Here is a 21267-nt window from a genome sequence, read left to right as displayed (position 1 = left end):
TCCCGCAAGATCACGACATGTTGGGACTGATGCAGGACTTTCCGCTCACCGTCGAATCGATCCTGCACCGGGGCGAGCAGTACTTCGGCGACAAGACGATCCTGACCCGGACGGTGGGCGGGACCGAGCGGATCACCATGCGTCAGCTCGGCCAGCGGGCCCGGGTGATAGCCGGCATCCTCGACCGGGTCGGCGTTTCCGCCGGAGGACGGGTGGGCAGTTTCGGCTGGAACACGGCCAACCACATGGCGCTCTACTTCGGTGTGCCGGCGACCGGCCGCATCCTGCACACCCTCAACATCAGGCTGTTTCCCGAGCAGCTGGTCTACACCGTCAACCACGCCGAGGACGAAGCGATCTTCGTCGACCGTTCACTGCTCGGGCTGTTCGCCAAGTACCTGCCGCAGTTGCAGACGGTACGGGCGATCATCGTCTTCGACGACGGGGCGAACACCGAACTGCCGGACGACCCGCGCGTGCTGTTGTTCGACGACGCCGCCGGGGAGGAAGCCGAGTTCCGCGGACGGGTCACCGACGAGAACACCGCGGCGGCGATCTGTTACACCACGGGCACCACGGGTAACCCCAAGGGGGTGCTCTACTCCCACCGCTCGACTTGGCTGCACGCCTTCGCCTCACAGGTCCCGACGGCGTTCGGACTGACCGAGGGCGACATCGTCATGCCGGTGGTTCCGATGTTTCACGCGATGTCATGGGGGCTGCCCTACGCGGCAACGATGGCCGGAGCCAACCTGGTCATGCCCGGACCCGATCTGAGCCCGGCGAGCCTGCTGGAGCTTCTCGAATCCGAGCGAGTCACCATAACCGCGGGTGTGCCCACGATCTGGATGGCCGTGCTGCCCCTGCTCGCCGGCCGCGACCTGTCCCATCTGCGCACCGTCATCTGCGGCGGGTCAGCGGTGCCACGATCGTTGTCCGAGGGCTGGCGCGAAGCGATCGGGGTGCCGATCCTGCAGGCCTGGGGCATGACCGAGCTGTCCCCGATGGGCTCGGTCGCCTCGTTGCGTTCGGAATTCGCCGACCTACCCGAGGAACAGAAGGCCGATATCCGAGCGACGGCTGGTTTCGCACCGATCGGCGTCGAGATGCGGATCGTCGACGCTGAGACCCGAGCCGAACTCCCCTGGGACGACACGGCCACCGGAGAACTGGAATGCCGCGGCCCCTGGATCGCCCGCCAGTACTACCGCACCGACGAGCCGGGCGAGCAGTTCTCCGCTGACGGCTGGCTGAAGACCGGCGACGTGGCCGCGATCTCCCGCTTCGGTTACCTGCGGTTGGTCGACCGCACCAAGGACCTCATCAAGTCCGGCGGCGAGTGGATCTCCTCGGTGGACCTGGAGAACACGATCATGGGCCACCCCGAGGTCGCCGAGGCTGCCGTGATCGCTCTTGCCCACCCCAAGTGGATGGAACGGCCCTTCGCGTGCGTCGTCCTCAAGCCCGGCTCGACGCTCGACAAGGACGGCCTGCTCGCCTACCTGTCCGAGCGCGTCGACCGGTGGGGCATGCCCGACGACGTCGAGTTCATCGCAGAGATCCCCAAAACCAGCGTCGGCAAGTTCTCGAAGAAGACGCTGCGGGAGCGCTTCGCCGACCGCCAGCTGGGCTGAGCACCGCTCGGCCGCCATCAACTCGTCGTCGACCGGCCTTCAGGTGTCGGTGTGGCTGCCGATCGGAATCAGGTCGGAACGGTATCGCGACGCCTACATCTCGCTGCGAATCCGGTCCGCCACAGCAGGCACTCAAGGTCACATTTTGCTCACGGATTGTTAGCAAAGGCGTGTCGCGCACTACTCTCCGTGTGACAGATGTGACTCGAGTGACCAGTGGTCATTTGGACCGCGTGTACCAAGCGCGGGGTCCGCCCGACGGCGACCAGCCGGACGAACCAGGAAGCAGCCGATGCGTCGACGTTCAATCCCCAACCCGCTGCGTTATCTGGGCACCCGCCCGGTGCTGGCGGTGCTCGCGAGCACGCTCGCCGTCGTCGGCGCAATCGCTGCGGTCGGCCCGTCTGCGTCTGCCGCATCCATCCACGACCCGTTCGGCCACGTCGACGTCGTCGAGTACCGCAACGGAGCGCTGCACATCAAAGGCTGGGCCGAGGACCGGGACTCCACCCACTCCGTCTACGTCCACCTCAAGGTCAACGGCAAGGACATCGTCGTCCTGGCGAACCAGCCGAGGGCCGATGTCGGCAAGGCGTACCCCGCCCTGGGACCGAACCGCGGTTTCGACTTCGTCCAGCAACGCAACAACGGCACGTTCCCGATCTGCGCCACCTTCAGCAACCGCGGGCCGGGCCGCAGCCTCGCCCTGGGCTGCCGGTACTTCACCGTCGACAACAACCCCCGCATCGGGCTGACCACGGTCACCCGGATACCCGGCGGCCTGCTGGTCGGGGGCTGGGCGGTCGACCCCAACGCCACCGGACCGGTGGACGTCACCCTCAACGTCGACAGCGTGCAGAAGACGCTCAGTGCGGCCACGCCGTCAGTCGCCGTACCCAGCAGCTACCTGCCCTTCTACGGAAAGGCCCACGGCTTCCTCGCCGGCATGGCCAGCGCTGCCGGCACCCGGCAGGTCTGCATGAGCGCGGCCAACCTCGGCGCGGGATCCGGACCGACCGCCTTCTGCCAGACCGTGACGATTTCCGCCGATCCCGCCGGCTCGCTGGCGTCGGTGACCAGGACGTCCGACACCGCGATGAGCGTCTCCGGTTGGGCGCTGGACCCGGACACCGCCCGCTCGTCCACCGTCCAGATCACCGTCGACGGTGTCGCCCTCGGCAGCCCGTTCCCGGCGGCCGCGGCATCGGCCGTCGCCACCACGGCCTACCCGCAGTACGCCGCGAACGGCCACGGTTTCACCAAGACCCTGGCCGTCGACGGCGGCGAGCACACCGTGTGCGCGATCGGGGTCAACTACGCCAATACGGCCGGGCAGAACAGCACCCTCGGCTGCACCGTGCTGTACGCGGCGCATCCCGTCGCGCCGGCCCAGCCCGCCACCGTGTCCGTCTGGCCCGGCAACACCACGGTCGCCGTGAGCTGGACGGCTCCCACGCTCGACGGTGGCGCGCCGGTCACCGGCTACGTCGTCACCTCCACCCCCGCCACCAAGACCGTCACGCTGGCCGGCAGCGCGACCCAGACGACCATCTCCGGGCTGAAGAACGGTACGAACTACACCTTCTCGGTCAGCGCGGTAAACCTGGCCGGGACCGGAGCTGTGCGCACGAGCGCCGCGGTCGCTCCGACGCCGATCCCGCCCCAGGTGACGCCGGCACCGGTGTCCACCAGCCACTATCTGCGCAACCTCACCGGCAACCTCTCCAACGACGCCGCGCTGATGAAGGCCATGGGCGCGAAGGACGCGGGCTACAACCCGTCCGGGCACCGGTACGTGGTCCTGCTCCAGATCGGCGGCCAGGACATGAGCCGGGGCGGTGTGCTGCTGTCGGCCACGTCGAAGTTCGTGACCAACGCCGCGGTCGTCAACGCGATGAACGCCTACCTGGCCGGCTACGCCAGCAAGCAGAAGGCGTACGCGCCGATGCTGCTGGCGATCGGCACCAACAACGACGTCGACGTCAGCAGCAGCGCCGGCGCGGTGTGGGCCAACCGGGTCGTCAACCCCGTCCGGTCCTACGCCGCGCGGTTCCCCGGGATCAGCGTCGGGGGCGCCAACGACATCGAGCCTGGCTTCTCGGCGACCGCCGCGGAGTCGAAGTCCTGGCTCAGTGGGTACCTGGCCAACACCTCGGCATCGTTCGTCTTCAACGGCTCGGCGGACGGCTGCTCCACGATTACGTACAACAGCAGGTGCAACAACGGCTGGTCGATGAGTGCACTGCAGTGGCTCGGTGGCGGCGCGGCCCCGAGCCGCACGATCAACCTGCCGCAGATCTACAACACGGCCATGCCGTTGCAGTGGAAGTACATCTCCTACACCGGGGTGAAGGCGGGCAAGTCCAAGCTGTACTTCGGCGGACCGCTGACCGAGGTGACGGCCTGCGACCAGGTCGGGTCCTGCGGGAGCCTGGCGAACACCGTCGCCTGGCAACGGCTGTGGAGCGCCTTGTCCTCCAGCGCCGCTACCCGCCAGTCGACCATGCCGCACGGCACCGATCTGCGAATCAACTAGGTTCCTAGCGTGCCTCTCGCCGTTGTGCTCCCCCTGCCCCATCGTCGGCTGCGCGTCGGTCTCCGTTCGGCTCTCCTGCTCCCCGCGACCCTCGGTCTCGCCGCTGTCGCGCTCGCCGCGTGCACGAAGGCGCCGAACCCCAGCCCGCCGCCCAGCCCGGTAGCGGTCGGGAACTCCTCGGCCACGAGCCCGGCAACGTCCTCAGACACGAGCACGCCCATCACGACTGCCTCGTCGTCGACCAGTCCGGCCAGCACCACGCCCACCCCGACCCGGACCTCGACTCACACCACGAGCAGCGCACCCGTCGGTCCGGCCGCGTGCACGACGAGTCAGTTGAAGCTGGCGGTGTTGCGCGGATCGGGCGCCGCCGGTCACCAGTTCGCCTACCTCGACTTCACCAACGTCTCCGCCACCACCTGCTCGCTCACCGGTTACCCCGGGGTGGAACTGCTCAAGGGCGGCGCTCCGCTGGCCAAACCGGCAGCTCGGTCGGGCAAGCCAATCAACCGGGTCGACCTGCCCGCGAACGCCGTTGCAAGCGCTCTGCTGACCAACAACTCGACCTGCAACGCCGACAATTCCGACTCCGTCCAGGTGATCGTCCCGAACCAGACCGGCAAGACCGTGCTCCCGCTGCGCTTTCGCGGCTGCACCATGATCATCGACCCCGTGGTCGCCGGCACGGGCCAGAACTGAGCACTGTTTCACCGCTAAGATATCGATCTGCCAGACTGGCAGTATGAGCTACTTGGCCGCAGACGACCGTTATGACTCGATGACCTACCGCCGGGTGGGGCGGAGCGGAATCAAGCTGCCGCTCATCTCGCTCGGCCTCTGGCACAACTTCGGTGGCGACCGCCCGTTGGAGACGCAACGCGCGATCCTGCGGCGCGCCTTCGACCTCGGTGTATGCCATTTCGACCTGGCCAACAACTACGGACCGCCCTACGGATCAGCCGAGTCCAACTTCGGCGAGATCCTGCGGCAGGACTTCCAGCCGTACCGGGACGAGCTCTTCCTGTCCACCAAGGCTGGTTGGGACATGTGGCCAGGCCCCTACGGCGAGTTCGGCTCCCGCAAGTATCTGCTGGCCAGCCTCGACCAGTCCCTCAAGCGCATGGGGGTGGACTACGTCGACGTCTTCTACTCTCACCGCTTCGACCCGGACACGCCCCTGGAGGAAACCATGGGCGCCCTCGATACAGCGGTGCGATCGGGCAAGGCGCTCTACGCCGGCATCTCCTCCTACTCCGCCGAACGCACCCGTCAGGCCGAACACATCCTGCGCGAGCTCGGAACGCCGCTGTTCATCCACCAGCCGTCCTACTCGATGCTCAACCGATGGGTCGAGGACGAACTGCTCGACACCCTGGACGAGATCGGCGTCGGCGCGATCGCGTTTTCGCCTTTGGCGCAAGGGATGCTCACGGACAAGTACCTCAACGGTGTGCCTGAGGATTCACGGATGGCCGAGGATTCCTCGCTGTCCAAAGACTTTCTCACCGAGGACAACCTCAACCGCATCCGCGCCCTCGACGCGATAGCCTCCCGGCGCGGGCAGTCCCTGGCCCAGCTCGCGCTCGCGTGGGTTGCCCGCGACGAACGCGTTTCCTCAGTGCTCATCGGCGCATCCTCGGTTCGTCAGCTCGAGCAGAACATCGCCGCCCTGGACCACCCGGACTTCTCCGCCGAGGAACTGGACGACATCGACCGCCACGCCGTCGAGGGTGGCATCGACCTCTGGCGAGGCGTGGCGACGTCCTGATGGTGCGTGCCACCAACCGCAACGCAGCGCCGGGCGCCGGTTCGGCTGTCTCGGCTGTCTCGGCTGGTCCCGTCCCCGCCGGGCGCGTTTCGGCTGGTCCCGTCTCCGCGGGGCGCGTTTCGGTTGGTCCCGTCCCCGCCGGGCCGAATCACCAGCGGTTACTGCTCATTGCCGCATTCGTGCTGACCGGTTTCACCATGCGGTCAGCGGTCAGCAGTGTCGGATCGCTGCTGACCGGGATCCAGGACGGCCTGTCGATCTCCTCCGGTCGAGCCGGCGTGATCACGACCCTGCCGGTGCTCTGCTTTGCGGTGCTGGGGTCGTGGGCACCGCGCTGGGCCCATCGCTTCGGTACGCATCGGCTCGTCGTGGCGGCGCTCGCGATCGCGACCCTCGGGATGGCCAGCCGAGCGATCGCGCCCGGCTACGTGCCGTTCCTGCTGTTGAGCGTGCTCGCGCTCGCCGGCGCCGCGATGGCCAACGTGCTTATGCCGTCGTTGGTGAAACAGCACTTCCCCGACGAGGTCGGGCGAATGACCGCCGCCTACACGACCGCTCTCGCGATCGGCATGACGGCCGCGGCCGGGCTGTCCGTCCCGCTGGCGAACGCCGCCGGTAGCTGGCGTTTCGGCCTCGGGTTCTGGACCATCTTCGCTGCGGCCGCACTGGTGCCCTGGCTGCCGACGGTGCGGGGCGACCGACCCGATCGAGACGCCGACGCGATTCGGATTCCGCTGCCCCGGCTCGCGCGAAGCTCGACGGCGTGGGCGCTGACGATCATGTTCGCCTTTCAGTCGATGCAGGCCTACGTGTCGATCGGATGGTTCGCGGCGTTCTTCAAGCACGAGGGGTTGAGCCCCGCGCATGCCGGTTGGCTGGTGGCGTTCTACGCGGCACTGTCGATACCGATCTCGGTGATCATTCCGGCGTGGGCGGTCCGGGACGCGCGATCGGCTGTGCTCGGCATGGTCACCTGTTCGGCGGTGGCGTACATCGGCCTCTGGCTGGCGCCCCTGGGCGGTTCGTGGTTGTGGATGTGCCTGGCCGGAATCGGCAGCGGGATGTTCCCGCTCACGCTGACGTTCATCGGGCTGCGGTCCCGGGCGGTCCCGGTCACGGCCGCGCTGTCGGCCTTCGTGCAGACGGTGGGCTACGTCGTCGCCGGCACGGGGCCGTTGCTCGTCGGCTTCCTGCTCGACCGGTTCCACCAGAACTGGGACTACGTATTCGTGATCCTGTTGGCGGCGCTGATCGTGTCGGGCGTCGGTGGACTGGCCGCCGCAGCGGGCCGGCCGGTCGACTCCCAACTCCCCCGTTGAGGTTGCCCTCGTTGCGCGCATCCGGCCCGTTGAGGTTGCCCTCGTTGCGCGCACCATCCCGTTGAGGTTGCCCTCCTTGCGCGCATCATCCCGTTGAGGTTGCCCTCCTTGCGCGCACCATCCCGTTGAGGTTGCCCTCGTTGCGCGCATCCGGAACCTTGTCCGGGTCGAATTCGCCACATCTGGCGAACAGCGATCCACAACAAGGGCAACCTCAACGCACCACACCCCACAACAAGGGCAACCTCAACGCACCACACCCCACAACAAGGGCAACCTCAACGCAACACACCCCACAACAAGGGCAACCTCAACGGGCGGGTGCCGAGCGTGATCTTCTGGAGCAGAATGGCCTCACCGCACTGTCCGCCGACGCGCACGTGGAGGATCGCCGATGTTCTACCCCTTGACCGTGGCCGACTTCCTCGACCGGGCCGAGACGGTGTACCCGGACCGGGTCGCTGTCGTCGACGAGCCCAACCAGCCAGCCGAATCCTGGGGGCGGCTCAGCTATCGCCAGTTGGCTGAACGTGCCCGCGGACAGGCGGCCGGCCTCGACGCGCTCGGTGTTCCCGTCGGAGGTCGGGTGGCGATCGTGTCCCACAACTCCGCCCGGTTGCTGACGTCGTTCTTCGGGGTTTCGGGTTTCGGACGTGTGCTCGTGCCGATCAACTTCCGGCTCTCCGCCGCGGAGATCGGCTACATCCTCGAGCACTCCGGCGCGGAGGTGCTGATGGTCGACCCGGACCTCGCACCCCTGCTGGACCAGCTGGAGGCCAAGCACACCTTCGTGCTCGGGGCCGACACCGACGAGCAGCTGTTCACCGGCGCCACCACCACGCCACGCGGCTGGGACGCCCATGAGTCGGCGACCGCCACCCTCAACTACACCTCCGGAACCACGGCGCGTCCGAAGGGTGTGCAGCTGACCCACCGCAATCTGTGGCTCAACGCGACGACGTTCGGCCTGCACGCGGGCGCCGGTGACCGCGACACCTATCTGCACACGCTGCCGATGTTCCACGCCAACGGCTGGGGCTGGCCGTTCACCGCGACCGGACTCGGCATCACTCAGATCGTGATCCGCCAGATCGACGGGACCGAGATTCTGCGCCGGATCGCCCAGCACGGCGTGACCGTGTTGTGCGCCGCTCCGGCCGTGGTCAACGCAGTCCTGGACGCTGCCCCGAACTGGACGGGTGAGATCCCCGGACGGGACCGGGTGCGCGTCATCGTGGCCGGGGCACCCCCGCCCACGAGGACCATCGAACGGGTGCGGGCCGATCTGGGCTGGGAGTTCGTCCAGATCTACGGGCTCACCGAGACCTCGCCGTTGTTGACGATGAGCCGGATGCGCTCCGAATGGGACGAGCTGGACGCCCATGAGCAGGCCCGCAATCTCGGCCGGGCCGGCGCCCCCACGCTCGGTGTGCGCATCGCGATCGACGAGTCCGGGGAGGTTCTGGCGCAGTCCAACCACAACCTCGACGCGTACTGGGACAACCCGGAAGCCACTGCCGATGCGCAGGCAGGCAACTGGTTCCACACCGGCGACGGCGGGACGTTCACCGAGGGCTATGTGTCGATCGCCGACCGCAAGAAGGACGTGATCATCAGCGGCGGTGAGAACGTATCGTCCATCGAGGTCGAGGACGCCCTCAACGACCACCCGGCGGTGAAGGAAGCGGCCGTCATCGGCATTCCGGACGAGAAGTGGGGCGAGCTGGTCACCGCGGTCATCGTCACCGACGGCAGCGATCTCACCGAGGCCGACCTCATCGCGCATTGCCGGACCCGACTGGCCGGTTACAAGTGCCCGAAGAAGGTGGAATTCGTGGAGGCGCTGCCCCGCACGGCGACCGGCAAGTTGCAGAAGTTCAAGATCCGTCAGCCTTATTGGGAGGGGTTCTCCCGCCAGGTCAACTGAACCGAACAGGGGCTCGCCTGATCAGGTATAGGCGTTCAGTCCGAGCTTCACAGCCAATCCGACACCGGCGAACGAGATCACCAGCCGCAACGGCGTCGGCGGGCTGCGACGTACGATCCGCGGTCCGAGGCTGCCCCCTATGAACAGCCCGATCGCCAGCGGTAACGCGGCACTCCACACGACGTGGCCGAAGAAGACGAAGCCGACCGCGGCGACGGCGTTGGCGGTGCCGAGCAGTGCCGACTTCATGGCGTTGGCCTGCGGGAGGGATTCGGGGGTGGCCAGCAGCAGGCTGGCGAGCAGCAACACCCCGGCCGCCGCACCGAAGTAGCCACCGTAGATGCCGACGGCGAACACGACCGGAGCCAACCAGATCGGGTCGGTTCGCAGCCGGTCCGGATGCGCCGCCGGGCGAGGAATCAGCACGGCGGCCGATGCGAACAGGATCAGGACGGGCACCACCCGCTCGAACGAGCCGGCCGGGGTCACCAGCAGCAGAACCGCCCCCACCGCACCGCCGAGGACCGCGGACACCCCGAGCCGCAGCAGGCGCGGCCGCTGGCCGGTCAACTCCGGCCGGGAGGCAGACACCGAACCCACGGTGTTGAAGATCAGGGCAACCGTATTGGTGACGTTGGCCGCCACCGGCGACAAGCCGGCGGCGAGAAGCGCCGGATAGCTGACGAGGGACGCCAATCCCGCGATGCTGCCGGTGAGTCCGCCGCCGATGCCCGCGAGTACGAGCAACGGAAAGTCCGGCATAAACGGCACACCGCGGACCCTAACGTGCCGCCGTGAACCGGCGACAACCCGCTAGCCGGACACCCTTCCGTCCGGGACGTTCTTGCGCAGGGCGCGGCGCAACTGCACGATCCGGATCGAGCCGGGGATGGCCACGAGCAGGATCCCGATCACGGCTGAGGCGATGATGGCCAGCGCAAGTGAGAAATGCCCTTGCCAGCCGAGGAAATGCACCGGCACCGACCGCGAGTTCTGGGCGATGAAGATGAGCAGCAGGATGAGGAACAGCGCGGTTCCGATCAGGCCGATCCAGACGCCGCTGATCCTGGTCCGCTTGACGTGTCCCTTGTCGTTGAATCCCGGCGCCGGACGAGCCGGGCGAAAAGCCTCCGGGTCCTGCGGTTCGGTGCCCTCGACGGGCGCCGGCGGCATGCTCGGCTCGTAGGCCCCGGCGGGGTCGTAGGTCCCGGCGGGCTCGTAGGTCCCTGCGGATCGGTCGGGGAGGTCCGACTGGGTCATGGTTGGCGTCCTTCACTGCGTGCGCCAGCACCTCGGGCGGGGATTCTGCCCGGTGCACGGCTTGCCTACGAACGTACCCGCCTACAGACGCTCCAGACGCCGGGGCCGCAACAGGGCCGCCCGGCTCGGTCGGACGGCTCGACAGGTGAGCACCTCGGCGGGCGCGGTGCTGACCTGCACGGTGACCAGGACGTCGCCCTCCGGGGTCGCGATCCGGACACCGAACATCGGATCCGAGCCGCCCAGAGCGGTACGGGCACCGTCCTTCTCACTGTCCAGGCGGAAGTGGTCGAGCACCCGCAGGTCGTGCACGCTGCGATAACCCAGCTCGCGGTGCGCCATCGCGAGCGCGGCCTGTGCCACGGATACCGTGCCGATCCGTCCCCGCAGCCAGGGCAGCAGGAGCTCGGACCGATCACTGGCCGCGGCGAGATCCTCGACTCCGGACGCGGGCACGAGGCCGTAGACGACGCCCAGCGGGAGAACCAGAACGTTGGCGGCGAACCGATCGCCGCCCAGATGGCTGCACTCCCAGACCTTCCCTGGTCGGATGTCCTGCAGTGCGGCGGCGACCGGGCGGCCCTCGATCGCACAACACACGTCATGACGTCCGTGGGCGCATACGAAGAAGTGGCTGCCGCGCTCATCGGTGCCCGCGCCGACCGCGGTGCGCAGTGCCTCGTCAGGATCGAGGGTCAGCAGGTCGGAATCGGATCGGTACTCCCCCCAGACCATCCCGGCATGACCCGGCCGCACGTCCACGAACGCCCACCGCCGCCCACCTCGGTCGGCCGCGGCGCTCGGCGCTCGACCCGGACGGCGGATCGTCTGGACCCGAATGCCTATACGGGACAGGCCGGAAATCAAACGCTTGGCGATGGCGAGATCGAAACCGGAATCCACCAAACCGTCGGGGCCCCATCCACCGGGCTGTTCGATCAGCAGCACCCTGGCCGCCGGGAAAGCCGTTCCCAGCATGTCGTCGCCCCGCACTCGGGCGCGCAGTCCGCAGCGGTCGAGGCCGCGACCAGAACCGCGACCGGAACCAGTGAGGGAAGCGGGGCCAGAGCCGGAGCTGGGCGTAGGGCCGGGCCGGGCGGGCTCGCAGACCCCGGCCGCCTCGTCGGGTAGCGGCGCGTCAGTCACCGGGGTCGGCCGGTACGACCACCGCATGAGTGAGCAACCGGCGGACGAGTTCTACCTGGGCGACCGGATCGAGCTCAGGCAGATCCGCAGGGGTGAAAACCGCGCCGGACAAGGCGAGTTTCAGGGCGGGTTCCTGCTCGGCGGGCAGGCTCAGCCTGGTGTCGAGCATCCGTAGGTTCACCTGCCCGGAGCTCGCACGGACCGACACGCGTAGGAAGGGTCTCAGGCGGACACTGGTGTCTGCCGTCAGCGTGGCCAGGGCGGCCGCCTGGGCCAGTGGTGCGATCGGGGCGGGGCGGGTGCTGCGCGAGAGTTCCGTTCCGACCCGGTCCGCCACGGCCGCCACCCGGGCCTCGTCCGGGCGGTCGGCGATCTCGGCCAGCGCGCGGGCGGCGTCGGCCAGCAGGGGCGCCAGCACGGACTCGTCCGACAGATCCACGCCCATCGGCAGGGAATCACGCAACGCAGGATCGGACGCGGCCGAGGCCAGCAGTTCCCGGATCAGGGTGTACCGGTTGAGGGTGTGGATGCCGACCGTGAGGTGGATCGACAGCTCGCCGAGAGCGCTGGCCGCGTGCAAGTACCCACGCGGAAGGTAGAGCACGTCGCCGGGCTCGAGGACGACGTCGAGGGTGGGGGCTTGCTTCGCGCGCGCGGCGACCTCGTCCTTGCGTTGCTCCCAGGTCTGCTCGGGTAGGGGATTGCGCAGCACCGGCTCGTGGATGATCCAGCGCTTGCGTCCACTCACTTGCAGGACGAACACGTCGTGGGTGTCGTAGTGAGCCGCAAAACCCTGGTTCTGCGGCGGGGTGATGTAGGAGTTGATCTGGATCGGATGCCCCAGCTCAGCGGCCAGTTCGCTGCCGAACTCGATCAGCGGGGGCCACGTCCGGTGCAAGGCCTGAAGTACCAGCGTGGAACCGTCGGCCAGTTGGGCGAGCACCTTGTCGTCGGCGAGCTGGTCGGCGATGCTCGCGCCGGAGCCACCGGCGCGCGTGAAACGTGCCGCCGGCAGGACGGTGCCCTGTTTGGCCATACGGGCAAAGGGGGTCCGCAGGCCGCGACGAGAGATCAGCTCATCGACCGCAGCGATGGACAGCAGGTCCTCGGGCGCCGTTCGCGATCCCGAATCGAGCTCGCGGGCGCGGGTGAGCAGCGGGCGTTTACCCCAGTATTCGTGAGCGAACTCGTCCGTGCCGATGGCGATGCAACGCCGCAGCGCAGAGCTCCGGCCCGGCTGGGTGAGCCGGGCCGGAGCCCCGGTTTCGTTGTTCACTGCGCAGTCCTGGCAGCAGTTCGGGTCATCGAGCGCTCAGGCGCCGCCGTCGGCCCCGCCGTCGTGGGTGTTGGCACCGGAGTCGGCACCACCGTCAGCGCCGCCGTCAGCGGGACCTTCAGCACCACTGTCGGCCGAGCCGTCGGCACCGCCGTCGTGGGTGTTGGCACCGGTATCGGCACCACCGTCGGCGCCGCCGTCGGCGGGACCTTCGGCGCCGTGGTCGGAACCACCACCGGAGCCGCTGGCGGCGCCGCTGTCAGCACCACCATCGGCACCACCGTCAGCGCCGCCGTCGGCACCGCCATCGCTGGTACCGGGGACGCCGTCCGCGCCACCGTCAGCTGGGCCCTCGGTGCCGCCGACCTGTACTTCGTCGTCGCTCATCTGCAACTCCTTCGCCGAAAGTCACCCGCGGACGGATCCGTCCAGCGGGAAAAAGGGGGGCCTCTGCTTGCCCACTCCGAATCTAGCCACTTCAACCTAGCGATCATCGAGGACGGGCAACAGGGCGGAATCGCTGCGAGGTTGCCGTCGTCCGACGAGTGCGCCCGTCTCAGGGGCTGCTGTCCTCCAAGTACTTCTCGGGATCGACATCGTCGCCGGAAATGCCGCGTCCGGCGGGGTGTTCGGCGTAGAAGGCCAGCCAGCGATGGGCGAGCTCGTCGCGCAGTTGCGCACTGGCGTGCTTGCGAAAATCGGGCAGTCCCTCGTCCTCTTCCTCACCCAGATGGTCGGTGTTCTCGGTGCGGGCGTGACCTACCGCCTCGAACCAGGCATCGCTGCCGACCGGATGCTTCCCGGCCTCGGCAACGGCGTCCCGGATCTTGTTGTGGTCGCGGACGGCGTCGTCGGTCTCCTCCTGCGCGTCATCGCCCTTGCGCAGCAGGCTCGGGTAGAAGATCGTCTCCTCCGCCTCGGCATGCGTATCCAGGCGCTGGGCCAGCGGCTGCCAGATCGCGGTCAGCTCCGCCACCCCGTTCGCGTCGTCCAGGCGCGCGAACTGCCTTCGGAACCATTCGTGGTCATCCATGATCAATGCGGTGATGTCGGCCATGGCTCTCACTGTGCCAGGTGCCGGCGAATGCGGCAGGATCATCGAGGACCGCAGCGGAACCAAGTCGTGGCGAAGGAGACCCAGGTGCCTGAGCAGGACCAGTCCGGGCCGCTGTCCGGGATCCGGATCGTGGAGCTGGCCGGCCTGGGTCCGGCGCCGTTCGCGGCCATGCTGCTGGCCGACCTCGGAGCCGACGTGATCCGGGTCGACCGAGCAGGCGAAGTGGGTCCACACGGCGATGCGCCCCACCCGGACATCGTGGGACGAGGGCGACGCTCGATCGCGGTCGACCTCAAGTCTGGCGCCGGCCGGCAGGTGGTGCTGGACCTGCTCGCCGGCGCGGACGTCCTCATCGAAGGCTTCCGCCCCGGTGTGACCGAGCGCCTGGGCATCGGGCCGAACGACTGCTGGGCGGTCAACCCGCGGCTGGTGTACGGCCGGATGACCGGATGGGGACAGGACGGTCCGTTGGCCGCCACGGCCGGCCATGACATCACCTACATCGCCGTGACCGGCGCGCTGGATTCGATCCGCCGTCACGGTCAGCGGCCCGTCCCGCCGCTGAACCTGCTCGGCGACCTCGGCGGCGGCTCGCTCTATCTGGTCGTCGGCGTCCTGGCGGCGCTGTTGGAAGCACGGACGTCAGGCCGCGGCCAGGTGGTCGACGCTGCGATCGTGGACGGCACCGCCCACCTGATGAATTTCATCCTCGGCCTGCGCGGGTCGGGGATGTGGCCGAACGAGCCGGGCCGCAACCTCCTCGACACCGGCGCATCGTTCTACGACGTCTACACCTGCGCCGATGGCAAGGAGATCGCGATCGGCCCGCTCGAGCCGCGGTTCTACGCCGAGTTGCTCCGGCTGACCGGAGCCGAGGCCGGCGCCGATTCGGAGCTCGGCGCGCTGGACCCGCAGGCCCGATCCGATCCGGCCCGGTGGGAGGAGGGAAAGGCTCGGTGGGCAGAGATCTTCGCCCGCCGGACCCGGGAGGAATGGACGCGGCTGCTGCAGGACAGTGATGCCTGCGCCGCACCGGTGCTCTCGCTGGAGGAGGCCCCCCGGCACGAGCAGCTGAGGGCGCGCGGCACCTACGTCGAGGCGGACGGGGTCATCCAGGCCGCGCCGGCGCCACGGTTCAGCCGGACGCCCGCGGCGTGGCCGGACCCGCCGGTGTGGCCCGGGCGGCACACCGACGAGCTCCTGCGCGAACTGGGCCGCACCCCGGAGCAGATCGCCACCGCGCGAGCCAGCGGGGCCGTCGGCTGAGTCGGGTTCGGCGGATCAGGGCCGTCGGCGGAGTTCGGCTGAGTCGCGTCGGCGGATCGGGGCCGCTGATGACTTGATGCGGGCGCGGGATTCCTGCAGTTGACTAGGGCCATGACGACCTTCTCTCCCACTCAGCACCAGGCGGGCCTGCTCGAGCTCGTCGCCGGCTCGCACCAGGGCGTGTTGGCGACGCTGAAGTCCGACGGGCGGCCGCAGCTGTCCAATATCAGCTACGCCTACCAGGCCGATCGCCAGCTCGTTCGCGTCTCGCTGACCGCCGACCGCGCCAAGACCGCGAACGCTCGACGGGATCCGCGCGTGAGTCTGCACGTCAGCTCGGCCGATTTCTGGAAGTGGGCGACGCTAGACGGGCGAGCCGAACTCTCCGCCGTCGCCGCCGACCCGCACGACGAGACCGTCGAGGAACTCATCGAGCTCTACCGGCGGTTGGCCGGTGAACATCCGGACTGGGCGGAGTACCGCGCCGCGATGGTCCGGGACCGGCGGCTGGTCCTGCGCTTGTCGGTCGAACACGTCTACGGGCAGATCTGAGTCGCCGGAGCCGGCTGAGCAACGGATCGACCTCCTCGCCGCGTCCTGTAGTCAGCCGACCAGTCGGCGGTACAGCCCGCCGACGAACGAGGAGTTCTCCGATGCGCGAGCTCGATCCTGGGTCTGAGAGCGAACTCGCCGCCGCCCAGGCGCCCCGGCCGCGACACCGCCGGTATCGCCGGGTCGGCCTGATCGCGGGGCCACTGGCGCTGGCGTTGGTAGCCGGGCTGGCCGTGGGCTCGGCACAAGGGCGGCACCCGGCGGCGTCGGGCGGAGGATTGCGAGTCAGTGGCCATTCCGGAGCGGCCATCCAGCTCATCGCGGACTCCCCGAACCGCGACGGAACGGGCGCACAGGGATCCCAGGCGGCCGTCACGAACAGCGCGGCCCAGGTGGCCGTAGCGGAACAAACCTTTGCGCTCGACCTGCTCCGAAAGGTGGCCTCGGCCAAGCCGGGCTCCAACGTGGCGCTGTCGCCATCGAGCCTGGCCATCGCGTTGGCCATGTTGCAGACCGGGGCACGGGGCCAGACGGCCGCCGAAATCGCCCACGTGCTGCACACGAGCGGGCTGAGCTCCGCCCAGCAGGACGCCGGCTGGCAGGCCGTGATGGACGTGCTCACCGGTGCCGCCGGGGGGAGCGGGCTCGCCCTGGAGTCAGCCAACAGCTTGTGGGTCCAGCGCGGCCTGACGCTCGCGGACCCGTTCATGCAGGCGATGTCCCGTTACTTCCGCACCGGTGTCTGGCAGGTGAACTTCGGCAGCAGGGCCAGCGCCGAGGCGGCGATCAACGCCTGGGTACAGACGCAGACCCACGGCAAGATCACCACGCTGTTCGATCCCGGCCAGCTCGATCCCGGCACGATGCTCGTGCTGGCCAACGCCGTGTACTTCAAGGCTCGGTGGCGACAGGCATTCGACGCCGCCAACACGAGGCCCGACACATTCCACCGCGCGGACGGCACCGAGAGGACGGTGGATTTCCTGCACGAGCCGCTGGGCGGATCGGGCCTGTCCGGCGTGTTCACTCCCGGCTACCAGGCCGTCCAGATTCCCTACACCGGCGGTCGCTTCGCGGCGCTGGCGATCATGCCGTACCACCAGGACCTGGACCACTTCGTCGCAGGCCTTTCCCCGACGGGCCTGGGCACGATCGTCGGCACGCTCACCCCCATCGTCCAATCCGGCGAGCCGTTGTCGCTCCCCAAGTTCACCGTCGCCGACTACACAACGCTGAACACGACCCTGGGGGCCTTGGGCATGCGGCGAGCCTTCGGCAGCAGTGCCGACCTCGGCGGGCTGGGGGTCGCCGGCTCGGTGGGGACGGTCGCGCAGCGCGACTACATCTCCGTGGACGAGAGCGGCACCGAAGCCGCCGCGGTCACCGGCATCGGGGTGGCCATGTCCGCTGTCGCCGGTCCGCCGCCGGGCCTGTTCGACCACCCCTTCCTGTTCCTGGTGCGCGACACCGAGACGGGCACCATCCTGTTCAGCACGATGGTGGCCGATCCGACCGGCTGAGCTGGGCTTCGGGGAGGCTCAGGCTCCTTCAGTCCCGGACGATAAGACCGTCATGGGGGCAGAGGCTCGTCGTGCGCGTGCGGTCCAGTGGGGACTCGCGGCCGGCTTCGTCCTGCTCTTCACGCTCCTGGTGTGCGGCAAGGTCTTCGACGACCGCGTCACGCGCGCGATCAGCGACATCGGCCAGGGACTGGCGGCCGCCACTGCGGCGGTCTGCGCCGGCTGGCGCTCGCACCGGACGCTGGGCCGGCGCCGGCGGTCCTGGCAACTGCTGGCGGCCGCTACCGGATCGTGGGCCGCGGGCGAGATCATCTGGACCTACTACGAGGTGTGGTCGACGCGCGACGCGCCGTTTCCGAGCCTGGCCGACGTGGGCTTCCTGCTGTTTCCCGCCTTCGCGCTGCCGGGCATCCTGCTCCGGCCGTCCAACGCCTTCGCCGGCCGCGGGCGTATCCGGTTGACGCTGGACGGGCTCATGCTGACCGCGTCGCTGTTCAGCATCTCCTGGGTGACAACGATGGGCGAGGTCTACGGCAGCGGGGCGGAAAGCTCCGTCGGGTTGCTGGTCAGCCTCGCGTACCCGGTCTCGGACCTCGTGCTCGTCACCATCGCCGTCCTCGTCGTCGTCCAGGCCCAGTCGCGTACCGGCCTGCTGATCCTGATCTGCGGCATGGTGGGAATGGCCTGCGCCGACAGTGGATTCTCCTTTCTCAGCGCCGAAGGTACATACCACACCGGTTCGGTCATCGACATCGGCTGGACAGCCGCCTTCCTGCTCATCGGGCTCGCGGCCCTGTCCGACCAGGGCTCGGGCTCCAAGACCCTCGGACGCAACGCCTCCTTCGGCTATCTCGTGCTGCCGTACTTCATCGTGCTGGGCGGCATCGGTGCCGCCAGCGCAGGACTGCTGACCGGCAACAAGCTCGACCTGGCCGTCACCGCGGTCGCCCTGTGCGCGCTGCTGCTGCGGCAGCTGCTGACCCTGATGGACAACCGCAAGCTCACCGAGGACGTCGCCGCCCAGCAGGAACAACTGCGCTTTCGGGCCTTCCACGACACCCTCACCGGGCTGGCCAACCGGTCGCTGTTCTACGACCGCCTCGACCATGCCCTGGAACTGCACCAGCGCGACCTCCGTCCGATCTCGCTCATGTTCTGCGACCTGGACGATTTCAAGCTTGTCAACGACACCCTCGGCCATACCGCCGGCGACCAGGTACTGCTGGCCGTAGCGGATCGGCTCCGGGCCACCATGCGCGCCGGTGACACCATCGCCCGGCTCGGCGGTGACGAGTTCGCGATCCTGCTGGAAGACCGTGGCGATCCCATCGAGCTGTCCCAACGGCTGTTGACGGCCCTCGAACCGCCGGTGCAGGTCGGCGAACGGCGCGTCCCGGTTCGCGCCAGCATCGGGGTGACCACGGTGTCCCCGGACCAGGCCCCTCAGTCGAGCCAGGACATCGTGCGGCAAGCCGACGTGGCCATGTACACCGCCAAGCGCTCGGGCAAGTCCACCTCGGTGCGGTGGCGCCCGGAACTGGATGACGACAACCCGGACGACCTCGACCTGCGGCTGGACCTGCGTTCGGCCGTTGCCGCCGGCAGTATTGCGCTGGCCCTCCAGCCGATCCTGCTGATGGACGGCTCGCCGTACGCGCAGGAGGCACTGGCTCGATGGCGGCGCAACGGCCGGGCCGTCCCGCCCACGACCTTCATCGCCGTCGCCGACCGCGCCGGACTGCTCCCCGACCTCGACATGACCGTGATCGGCAAGGCGGTTTCGCTGGTCGATTCCCTCGATCCCGGCGAGGGCATCTCGGTGAACATCGGCTTGTCCCATCTGGCCGACCCGGGTCTGCCGCAGCGGCTGGAGGACCTGTTCAGCCGCTACGGCATGAACCCCGAACGCCTCATCGTCGAGGTTCCCGAAGATCAGTCGATCGACCGGCCCGAGGTGCTGCGCTCACTGCGAACGTTGCGGCAACTCGGGGTCCGGATCGCCCTGGACGACTTCGGTGTCGGGTATTCCAGCCTGAGCCGGATCAGCGCCGTCAACCCCGACATCATCAAACTCGACCGCTCCTTCATCGCCCCGCTGTACGCCGAGGGCAAGCACACCGACTTCGTCGCCGGCATCATCGACCTCGCTCATCGCCTCAACGCGATGGTGATCGCCGAGGGCGTCGAGGACGCTGGTCAGTTGGAGACGCTGCGCTCCATCGGCTGCGACGCCGTTCAGGGGTATCTGACCGGCCGCCCGGTGGAACGTCATCCGTCGCCGGGACCAGCGATGCTCGAGCACCCCGTGTCGCTGGACCGCGTCGCTACCGGGCCGGACCTGGACGGCGCCACGACGGCACAAGCCCTGGAGAGTGCCGCGACGGTCTGAGGTTTGCCGCGGACGATCGCGACCCGCCGACTACGCGCTCCAGGCAAGACCTGTGCAGCGGATCTCACACGTGCAACTGGTCTCTGGCCGGCGCGACAACGCCTTGGATAGCTTGCCACCATGACCTCTGCTGCCATCGCCCCGTACCGTACTTCGCATCGCCTCGTGCTGGCCGACCTGCTGCCCGGCGCCTGGGTGCGCGACATCGCCCTCGTAGCCGCTGGGGCCGGTCTGACCGGCGTGGCCGCCCAGGCCTCGATTCACACTCCGTGGACTCCCGTCCCGTTCACTCTGCAGACGTTGGCGGTGCTGCTCGTCGGCACCGCTCTGGGGAGTGTGCGCGGCCTGCTGTCGATGAGCCTGTACCTGCTGGCGGGCGTGGCCGGTGTGCCCTGGTTCGCCGCTCACGGGCACGGCTGGGGCGGCCCGTCGTTCGGCTACCTGATCGGTTTCGGGTTGGCCGCGACCGTGGCCGGCGCCCTCGCCGAACGACGCGCCGACCGCTCGATCGCCGGCACGATCGCCCTGATGGTGCTGGGCAATCTGGTGATCTACGCGGTCGGCGCGAGCTGGCTGGCGGTCGATCTGCACCTGTCGGCGGCGACTGCTTTCGACCTCGGCGTGCGCCCGTTTCTCGGCTCCGATCTGGCCAAGACGGTGCTGGCCGCACTGGCGCTGCCGGCGACCTGGCGGCTGGTCGGCCGGCGCTGAGTCGCCGGAGAGGGGCCGCAGCGCGGATTCACACAGCGGATTTCCAACGCGGATTCGCAGCGCGGATTTCGCAACGCCTTGCCGAGCTCACTCCGACACCCAGGTCGAGCGGTAGAAGCCGTTGATGTGGGCGACAACGTGGCGAGCGGCGAGCTCGGGCTCACCGGCGTCGATGGCGGCGAGTACGGCCCGGTGCTGGGTGCGTAGCCGGCGAAGCATCCGGGGCCAGTCGGGCACGGTGCCGGCGGCCACCACGTAGGTCTGGATGGCGTCGCGCAACGAGGCCATGATCGCGGCGATCACTTCGTTGCCCGCAGCCCGGGCCAGCGCCACGTGAAACTGCGCGTCCAGGCGGTAGAAGGCCTCGGGGCCGATACCGGGTTCGTCCATCGCCCGCACGAGTTCGGTCGCGGCCGACAGGTCCGGCTTCGCCCGGCCGGCGGCGGTGCGTCGCGCGGCTTCGGACACGGCCCAGGATTCCAGGACGACACGGCTGGCCACGACGTCGGAGACCGGCAGCGTCGCCGAGGCCAGATGCAGGCGCAACGCCACCGAGATCGCCGTCGTCGTGTCGGCCGCCAGCACCGCCCCGGCGTCCGGGCCCGACCCCGTCCCGGTGCGGACCAGACCCATGGCTTCGAGCACCCGCAGTCCTTCGCGGACCGACGCCCGGCTCAGGCCGAGATCGGCAGCCAGGCTGCGCTCTGCCGGGAGCTTGTCCCCGACGCTCAGCCGGCCGTCGGACAGTTGCTCCTCGACGTAGCCGATCACGCGTTGATAACTGCGTCCTGGACCGGGAGCCGTCATCTGGTCGTCCTTCTTCGTCGCCGCGCCGAGCTCTGCTGGGTGTGGGCGTGGGTGTGGGTGTGGGTGTGGTCAGACCATCAGTAGCGTGGTCAGACCACG

At 68.8% G+C, this 21267-nt stretch carries 18 protein-coding genes; 11 read left to right on the top strand and 7 right to left on the bottom strand.

The genetic code is table 11. The annotated features are described in order from the left end of the window. The first annotated feature begins 17 nt into the window (after window positions 1–17). The 6 genes from M6D93_RS03620 to M6D93_RS03595 all read left to right on the top strand — a co-directional run bounded on the left by M6D93_RS03620 (window position 18) and on the right by M6D93_RS03595 (window position 9184). Window positions 18–1634, top strand: coding sequence for a long-chain fatty acid--CoA ligase (locus tag M6D93_RS03620; RefSeq protein ID WP_249772994.1), 1617 nt, complete (start codon window positions 18–20; stop codon window positions 1632–1634). A gap of 292 nt (window positions 1635–1926) precedes the next feature. Further along, entirely contained in the window at window positions 1927–4170 is a 2244-nt protein-coding gene (locus M6D93_RS03615) for a fibronectin type III domain-containing protein (protein WP_249772993.1), read from the top strand. A 9-nt stretch (window positions 4171–4179) separates the two neighbouring features. Further along, window positions 4180–4869 (top strand): DUF4232 domain-containing protein, encoded by a 690-nt coding sequence (locus tag M6D93_RS03610; protein ID WP_249772992.1) that lies wholly within the window; start codon window positions 4180–4182, stop codon window positions 4867–4869. Window positions 4870–4912: 43 nt separating this feature from the next. Next, the gene (gene mgrA / locus M6D93_RS03605) at window positions 4913–5938 is read left to right on the top strand and encodes an L-glyceraldehyde 3-phosphate reductase (protein ID WP_249772991.1); all 1026 of its coding nucleotides are present in this window, start codon (window positions 4913–4915) and stop codon (window positions 5936–5938) included. Continuing rightward, window positions 5938–7257: an MFS transporter gene (locus M6D93_RS03600; protein WP_249772990.1), complete on the top strand. Its 1320-nt coding sequence runs from the start codon at window positions 5938–5940 to the stop codon at window positions 7255–7257. Before mgrA ends, M6D93_RS03600 begins: the two co-directional genes overlap by 1 nt. A 394-nt stretch (window positions 7258–7651) precedes the next feature. Further along, window positions 7652–9184, top strand: coding sequence for an AMP-binding protein (locus M6D93_RS03595; protein WP_249772989.1), 1533 nt, complete (start codon window positions 7652–7654; stop codon window positions 9182–9184). A 21-nt stretch (window positions 9185–9205) separates the two neighbouring features. Here M6D93_RS03595 and M6D93_RS03590 read toward each other — a convergent pair whose 3' ends face one another. The 6 genes from M6D93_RS03590 to M6D93_RS03565 all read right to left on the bottom strand — a co-directional run bounded on the left by M6D93_RS03590 (window position 9206) and on the right by M6D93_RS03565 (window position 13923). Next, window positions 9206–9946, bottom strand: coding sequence for a sulfite exporter TauE/SafE family protein (locus M6D93_RS03590; protein ID WP_249774252.1), 741 nt, complete (start codon window positions 9944–9946; stop codon window positions 9206–9208). A gap of 51 nt (window positions 9947–9997) precedes the next feature. Beyond that, the gene (locus tag M6D93_RS03585) at window positions 9998–10444 is read right to left on the bottom strand and encodes a LapA family protein (RefSeq protein WP_249772988.1); all 447 of its coding nucleotides are present in this window, start codon (window positions 10442–10444) and stop codon (window positions 9998–10000) included. An 81-nt stretch (window positions 10445–10525) separates the two neighbouring features. Next, complete coding sequence (locus M6D93_RS03580) at window positions 10526–11422, bottom strand: sucrase ferredoxin (protein WP_249772987.1); 897 nt, start codon at window positions 11420–11422, stop codon at window positions 10526–10528. A 160-nt stretch (window positions 11423–11582) separates the two neighbouring features. Then, complete coding sequence (locus tag M6D93_RS03575) at window positions 11583–12866, bottom strand: cupin domain-containing protein (protein ID WP_249772986.1); 1284 nt, start codon at window positions 12864–12866, stop codon at window positions 11583–11585. 36 nt (window positions 12867–12902) lie between these two features. Then, on the bottom strand, window positions 12903–13253 hold the full coding sequence (locus M6D93_RS03570) for a hypothetical protein (RefSeq protein WP_249772985.1): 351 nt from the start codon (window positions 13251–13253) through the stop codon (window positions 12903–12905). Between the two features lie 169 nt (window positions 13254–13422). Next, window positions 13423–13923 (bottom strand): hemerythrin domain-containing protein, encoded by a 501-nt coding sequence (locus tag M6D93_RS03565; RefSeq protein ID WP_249772984.1) that lies wholly within the window; start codon window positions 13921–13923, stop codon window positions 13423–13425. An 84-nt stretch (window positions 13924–14007) separates the two neighbouring features. Between M6D93_RS03565 and M6D93_RS03560 the strand changes: the two genes are divergently transcribed. The 5 genes from M6D93_RS03560 (at window position 14008) to M6D93_RS03540 (ending at window position 20361) form a co-directional block, all read left to right on the top strand. Further along, window positions 14008–15189, top strand: a complete 1182-nt coding sequence (locus M6D93_RS03560) for a CaiB/BaiF CoA transferase family protein (RefSeq protein WP_249772983.1) — start codon at window positions 14008–14010, stop codon at window positions 15187–15189. 111 nt (window positions 15190–15300) lie between these two features. Continuing rightward, entirely contained in the window at window positions 15301–15741 is a 441-nt protein-coding gene (locus M6D93_RS03555) for a PPOX class F420-dependent oxidoreductase (RefSeq protein ID WP_249772982.1), read from the top strand. Window positions 15742–15842: 101 nt separating this feature from the next. Then, complete coding sequence (locus M6D93_RS03550; protein WP_249772981.1) at window positions 15843–17261, top strand: serpin family protein; 1419 nt, start codon at window positions 15843–15845, stop codon at window positions 17259–17261. Between the two features lie 52 nt (window positions 17262–17313). Further along, window positions 17314–19650, top strand: a complete 2337-nt coding sequence (locus M6D93_RS03545; protein WP_249772980.1) for a putative bifunctional diguanylate cyclase/phosphodiesterase — start codon at window positions 17314–17316, stop codon at window positions 19648–19650. 120 nt (window positions 19651–19770) lie between these two features. Further along, window positions 19771–20361, top strand: coding sequence for a biotin transporter BioY (locus M6D93_RS03540; protein ID WP_249772979.1), 591 nt, complete (start codon window positions 19771–19773; stop codon window positions 20359–20361). 87 nt (window positions 20362–20448) lie between these two features. On the opposite strand, the gene M6D93_RS03535 is transcribed toward M6D93_RS03540, so the two are convergent. Continuing rightward, window positions 20449–21168 carry a FadR/GntR family transcriptional regulator gene (locus tag M6D93_RS03535; RefSeq protein WP_249772978.1) on the bottom strand — a complete coding sequence of 240 codons (720 nt, stop codon included), beginning with the start codon at window positions 21166–21168 and terminating at the stop codon, window positions 20449–20451. Window positions 21169–21267: the final 99 nt, after the last annotated feature.

Source organism: Jatrophihabitans telluris, assembly GCF_023516435.1.
Taxonomy (GTDB): domain Bacteria; phylum Actinomycetota; class Actinomycetes; order Mycobacteriales; family Jatrophihabitantaceae; genus Jatrophihabitans_A; species Jatrophihabitans_A telluris.
The sequence above is the reverse complement of the archived record's forward strand: the minus strand, read 5'-3'. Positions and strand labels throughout refer to the sequence as shown.